Raw genomic sequence first — 6385 nt, 5'->3', positions numbered from 1 at the left:
GGACGTCCAAACCGACTACTGTGGTAGAATGACTCATAGAGCCGTACACCTCCGTGTTGTATGCGGATAGGCTTCTTCCGAAGCAACCCGCGCATTCTACAACGACGGGATCAGGTGTACGGCTCGTCCATCTTATCTAGGCGCTTTCCGCGGCGCGATCAGGCGCCCGACAGCGCGCCGTCCAGCTCTTCCTCGAACGCGGCGACGAAGGCCCCGGCGGTCGGGTAATCCGCGCGCCGCCCGCTCCAGCGCCCCGACATGACGCGGAACGCCGCCGACCCGTCGTCGACCTCCACGCGCACGCGATGCCCGCTGATCAGGCAGGAGGGCGGCTCGTGGGGCTCGTTCTTCTCGAGCTTCAGGTCGTCCTCGCCGATGTGGTGCCGGCGCAGGATGATGAGCGCGGTCTCGCGCAGGCGCGGCTCGAGGCGTTCGCCGGAGGAGCTCATTCGACCCAGTCGCCCCTAGCGCAGAGACCAGGACCCGTCGCCCTGGAGCTGAGGCGTTTGATCGCGGTTGAGGCGGCGCGCCTCGTCCTGCACGCGCGGCGTCAGGTAGTCGGCCAACGCCTTGGGCGTCGTCTTACCCGCGCCGAGACCCTGGAGCAGGAAGTACGTGAAAGCGCCATGGCCTTTGTCGTCGAGCGATCCCGATATCTCGTTGGCGGCGGAGGCCGCGAGCACGGTGAGCTTCGCGGGCGCGCCTCCGGTCTCGACCTTGCCGATGAGCGGCCGGGCGCCGGAGGCGAGCACCGAGCGCCCGCCCATGCCGGAGAAGCAGGAGTCCATCGCCACGAGCACCTGCTTCGCCGGAAGCTCGCCGAGCTTCCGGTAGAGTTGGGCGACGGGGTAGGCGGTCGATTCGAGGAAATTGGGGTCGCCGTCCCAGGGCACGAGATACGCCAACCCCGTCTTCACGTCGGGCGCGCCGTGCCCCGAGAAGTAGAAGTACACGCGGCTGTCGGCCTTGGCCAGGCGCGGAAGCCATTGCTCGACGTTCTTCACGAGCGACGCCCTGCCCGCTTTAGAGCCCTTGAGCAGGGCGATGTTGCGTTCGGGCACGCCGAGAGCCCGGACGTATGCCTTGAACGCGTCCGCGTCGCGCTCAGCGTACGGCGCCTTGGCCGGGATGTCGGAGTAGGATTCGATGCCGACGATGACGGCGAGGTCGTCAGGCCTCTCGGGCGAAGAAAAACCCGGCGAAGGGGAGACGGGCAAAGCCGGGGCCGGCGCGGGGCTCGCCGCGACCAGACGCGCGGCGGGCGGCTCTTGCCGGGAACCCAGGAAGTCCTGCAGCTTCGACGACGCCGTCAGTCGCTCCTCGAGCTGCGCTCCGAGGTCTTTGGCCCCCTGTTCCACCGCCGCCCCGTAGGGACGCGAGACAGCCGACCACGACTGACGGCTTTCGGAGTGGACGACGAGCCGATCTATCTGACGGCCGTCGAGGGTCAAGACCGCGGCCGTGACGTCCATCTTGGTCGGGCTGAATTTATTCGTCGAAAGCACCGCGTAGAAATCGACGACGATGACGACGTCGGCGCCCGACCCCTTGGCCTCTTCCAGCCTCGATATCCGGACGGCTCGTTTGAAGTCCTTGTCGAAAGCCGCGAAGACGGAAGCGAACACCGCGTCGGGATCGAATTGGCCGAAGGTCGACTTGCGCAGGTATTCCAAGGCGCTTTTCGTGTTCTCGGAATAGACGACGGCCGCCGTCGCGCCGGCGTAGGGCGACACCGCAGCCGGCATGACGCTGGTCCAGGTATTTTGGCGCACGGGAGGCGGGGCGCAGCCCGCCGCGAGAGCCGCCAAAGCCAGCATAGCGCAGCAGGCCGCTTTCATCATCACGCGATAGTATATAAATGAAAGCCCTCCATCTCCGGAGGGCTTTCGACTATCCTTGAGGATAGTTCACGTCGAGATCCGGCTGCCCGTCGTGGACGCCGTCAGAACCCTCGCGAGTCGGCGCTAAGGCAGGTCGAAGATCTGGACGCTCTGCCTGCCGGCGGCGATCAGACGCCTGCCGTCGCGGCTGAAGAGCAGCTGGCCGATGGACTGACCCCGGCTGTAGACCCAGCCCTGCGGGACGTAGGTCGCGTCCAGCTCCATGACGAGCTCGCCGGTCGAGAGGTCCCAGACCATCAGGCGCTCCGGGTTCGGGCCGCTGAACTGGCCGGGCGCCTTGACGACGGCGGCCATGTACCTGCCCTTCTCGTCGGCGAGATAAGGCGCGACGTCCCAGTCGTTGGGGACCTCGATGGAGCGCAGGACGGCGCCGGTCTGGAGGTCGAGCAGCTGGATCTTGCCCTCGTCGTGGAGGATGAGCGCGGGGCGATCCTGGAAAGTACCGAGCTTGGCGGAGATCGTCGGCCACCAGCCGTACTTGCTCCGAGGGTTGCGGGCGCGCCAGGCGGCGACGCGCTCCTTGAGCCACTCGGGCGTCGCGTCCAGGGGCCGGCGCGGATCGAAGAGGTCCCAGAGCCTGAGGCTCGGCTGAGACTTTCCGGGCGCCGCGGTGAGCAAGGCATCTCCGCGCAGGCTCAGCAAGGTCGCGTTCTCGATCAGCGACAGCGCGACGCCGTCGGCGCCGACGAGGCGGACCTCGGCGCCCAGGTAGTGCTGCTGCTCGTTGCGCAGCTCCTTCATGGTGGCGTAGAGCGGCCCTCGCGAGGCCTGCGTCATCTCCCGCAGCACGTAGACGTCGGGGATCCTCACCGCGCTGACGGCGTCGGCGGGAGTCAGGACGTCCCGATCCCCGGTCAGGTCGAAGGAGCGCACCATGTTGTAGCTGAACTTCCGGCCGCCTTCTTCGCCGTCGTGCAAAGTGGTCACGAGCAGGCGGCCGTCGGCGGCCCAGGCCACGCCCAGGGAGTTGGCGAGGTCTCCGTAGAGCTGGCGGGCGTCGTCGAGCTGGATGGTCTTGAGCAGCGCCTTCGTGCGCGCGTCCCAGATCTTGACGCTGCGGTCGCCCGCGGCGCGGGCGATCCAGCGGTCGCCGGGGCTTATCGCGATCTGCCAGGTCGTCGCGTCCTTGCCGGCGTCGTCCAGGAGCGCGGGCTCGCCGAGAAGCTTCTGCGGACGCGGGTCGATGACGCCGTCCATGCGGGTGTTGAGGGTGATGCCCGCCGCCCGGGCCTTCGCCGCTAAGGCCTTCCAAGTCGCGACCGCCTGCGCGCGCAGCTCGGGCCGGAAGTCCAGGACGGGCGCGTTCGCGACGCCGGTCAGGAAGCCGACGGCCGCGTCGGCCAGCTGCTTGAGCAGCCCGGGCTCGCTCACGCGCCCGTGCGCCTCATGGAAAAAGCGCAGCGCGTTGGCGACGTAGACGGCCTCGTCGAAGCCGGGGATGACGGCGTGAAAAGGGCTGTAGCTCAACGACAGGAGCAGCCGGTCGACGACGGAGTGCCCGTCGATCTTGTCGTGCTCGTCGTAGCGGCTCACGAGCTGCTCGGTGAGGTCGCGGCGGAACCCGTCGATCTGCTCGGGCGTCATGGGGCGGCCGTTCTGCTCCGCCTGCGCCGCGTAGCCGGCGAGGCGCCCCTCGAGGTTCCGGAGCTCCTCGCCGATGCGGTTCTCGCGATTGAGCGAATCCATCTGCGGCACGCGATTCTGAATAGCCTCCAGCGCCGGCAGCAGAAGATCGACGAGCGAGGCGCCGTCCGGCATGCCGAGCGTCAGCAGCAGCTCGTGGCGCATCTCGGCGGGATCGAAGCGGCCGCGCTTCCATTGGTAGAGGTGCATCGACTGCCGCCTGCCCTCGACGTGAGTGTAGCCGCCGCTGCGGTTGCTGCCGGTCCAGCCCTCGGGCCGGGCGGCGCCGAGGCGCATCCCCTCGAGCGTCTCATCCAGCGAGCCCGTGATCGTGCCCAGCCACTCGCCGATATATAACGCGCGCCGCTCGCGGCGCGCGGCGACGAACTCGAGGCCCGCGTGCTCGGCGTGCGGGAGCATCTGCATGACGAGGGCCCGGGCTCCGGGCGTGTTCAGCCGGTCCATCGCGCCGAGCGTTCGGACGAGCATCGTCCGCAGCGGCTCGAAGCGGGCGCGGACCGCGGGGTCCTTCAGCCCCTCCTGCGCCGCCTTCTCCAATCCGGCCCAGCCGTCCGGCCGCTCGGCGCGCTCGTCGTGAAGCCGTTTTCGGATGTCCTGGCGCGCGGCGCCCTGCACGAGGTTGAAGGTGTTGACGGCCACGGCCGCGAGGTCGTAGAGCTCGACGGCGACCGCGTCGCGAGCCTCCACGGGCAGGGCCGCGACCTGCTCCGGCGCCGCGGACTCGAGCGCCGAGCCGAGCTCGGCGAAGGCGCCCAGGCGCTCGGCCAGCGAGCCCTTGTCGAGCCGGCCCGCGTAGGCCGCGAACCGCTCGGCGTCCGGGAGCGGCCTCGGCTCCCGGCGCGCGGCGGCGCTCAATAGGTCGGACAAGGAATGGAATTCGATGCCCGCGATCGCGCCGAGCTCGGCGAGGATTTCCGCGCGCGCCGAGGCTTTTATTTCGACGGCGAAGGTCTCCTGGAACAGGGAGAACGGGCCGTCCCTTTCGAGGCTCTTGATCTTGCCCTCGCTCCGCTGCACCAGCGCCTCCAGCTGCGCGGATTGGTCATGGCCCGTGCCGCGGCGACCGTCCTCCGCGGGAAGCGTCCGGATGAGGACGATCTCGGCCTCCGGGGCGGCGGGCGCGCTCTGGTCGAAAAACCGGTCTCCGACGGCCGCGGCCCGCGCGGACGCGTCCGCGAGAGCCCTCAGGGCGGCCTTGGGCGCGGCGGCGGGAGAGCCCTTGGGAGCGGACGGAGCCGGGATCGCGGCCAAAGCGGCCGCGGCGGGAACGGGAGCGGCATCGACGGCGGCGTTGACGGCGACGGCCGGCGCGCTCAGCGGGCTCGGGGCGGCCAAGACGCCGGACAAGGGGATGGCCCTGCTTAAGGACGGAGCGCCTGGGATGGACCCGCCGAACCCCGCTCCGATCGACGGGGTGACGGAAACGTTCACGGCCGCGCCGCGTGTCATCGTCTGGGCGGCCGCGGGCGCGGTCAGTCCGGGGCCGCCGATGAGGACGGCGACGGAGACGACCGCGGCGACGGACTTATGCAGCATGCGGCGATTCTATCGAAAAGCGGCTGAAGCGCCCCGAGACCATCGGCGTCAGTCCGCCGATTCATTGGACCTAGGACATTTTGGGCCCAATGTCCGACTAGCGCGAGCTTACGCCTTCTTGAGAGCGGATACCCAATCCTGCCGAGCCCGATCCGCAAGATGCCCGAGAGCCGTGTCGAGCGTTCCGGAGAATTCCGCCACGCGCAGAAGGCCCAACTCTTCCCCCGAAAAGACGCCGATGCGGGCCAGCCGATCGACGAACGCTTCCTTGGAGCCGCCCTCCTGAGGCCGCGGGCGGCCGGCGGCCGCGCACGATATCGCGACGGCCTCATCGAGGGAGACCCCGGCGCGGAACAGCGCCGACAGACAGACGAGGAAGCGATGCTTCGCGTCGAAGCGCCAAAAGCGGTCGAGCAAGGCGCTGTCCTTGACCCAAGGCCACGAGAGGCAAAGAGCCAGCAAGAGGAGGTCCATGCGGACCAAGGCGCCCAGAACCACGCGCCAATAGGCATCAAAGCCCGCGCTCGCCCATAACGGAGCCTCGAGTATCAGCGGCGCGAGGTGCAAGAGGAATACCGGCGTCGCCAAGCGGGCGAGGAGGCCGAGCCAAAAGAGCCTCCGCGTCTCCAGGATGTCCGACACGGCCGCCAGCGCCAACTCCATCCGCCCCGTCGCCTCGCCCATACGGACGATCTCGACCTGCCAGCCAGGGAAGAGACCGGGGTGATGAGACATCGCCGTCGCCAAGCTCCCCCCCCGCCGCAGGCGCGCCTTGAGCGCGAAGGCGATCTCCTGCTCGAGCGTCCCCTCGGCGGCCAGCAGGTCGATCGCCTCCAGGATGGGAACGCCGCTGTTCGCCGCCTGCGTCAGCGACTGGTACAAACTCAAAGGCCGTGAACTGAGCTCGCCGATCAGAATCGCTCCAAAGTCTGAAACACCATTCGTGCTGCGGCGAAAACGCGGCAGCAACTCACGCTGCCGGTAAGTGTAACCCCGTTCCTTGGGAATTAAAAGCCCTCCATCGCCGGACGGCTTTCGACTATCCTTGATCCAAATCTTGCATTAGGAACTAGGTTGGGATCGGCCATGGCGCCTTAAAGGCGTTGATGCTGGCGAATAATCCGTCGAACCAAGCCCGGCGTTGCCGCGGCAAACTGATCCGCTGGACCTTCTTTCGGCCATTTCGTCCGACCCAGCTTCCTAATGCAAAGCATTGGAAGCGCATCGTGGAAAGGCGAACCGCTTTCGGCGCTTTTAGTAACGCCTGCCGGAACACGCTCATCAAATTGTAGGCCAACATCACG

4 protein-coding genes are annotated in these 6385 nt (G+C 68.1%); all 4 read right to left on the bottom strand.

What is annotated here, in order from left to right; genetic code table 11:
- Window positions 1–158: 158 nt before the first annotated feature.
- Window positions 159–449, bottom strand: a complete 291-nt coding sequence (locus HYV14_11020) for a hypothetical protein (protein ID MBI2386532.1) — start codon at window positions 447–449, stop codon at window positions 159–161.
- 15 nt (window positions 450–464) lie between these two features.
- The gene (locus HYV14_11015; GenBank protein MBI2386531.1) at window positions 465–1844 is read right to left on the bottom strand and encodes a caspase family protein; all 1380 of its coding nucleotides are present in this window, start codon (window positions 1842–1844) and stop codon (window positions 465–467) included.
- A gap of 120 nt (window positions 1845–1964) precedes the next feature.
- A complete protein-coding gene (locus HYV14_11010; protein ID MBI2386530.1) occupies window positions 1965–5081 on the bottom strand; it encodes a hypothetical protein in 3117 nt (1038 codons plus the stop codon).
- Between the two features lie 108 nt (window positions 5082–5189).
- Window positions 5190–5963 (bottom strand): type II secretion system F family protein, encoded by a 774-nt coding sequence (locus HYV14_11005; GenBank protein ID MBI2386529.1) that lies wholly within the window; start codon window positions 5961–5963, stop codon window positions 5190–5192.
- Window positions 5964–6385 lie beyond the last annotated feature (422 nt).

The sequence above is a fragment of the Elusimicrobiota bacterium genome (genome assembly GCA_016182905.1).
GTDB lineage: Bacteria > Elusimicrobiota > Elusimicrobia > UBA1565 > UBA9628 > GWA2-66-18.
The sequence above is the reverse complement of the archived record's forward strand: the minus strand, read 5'-3'. Positions and strand labels throughout refer to the sequence as shown.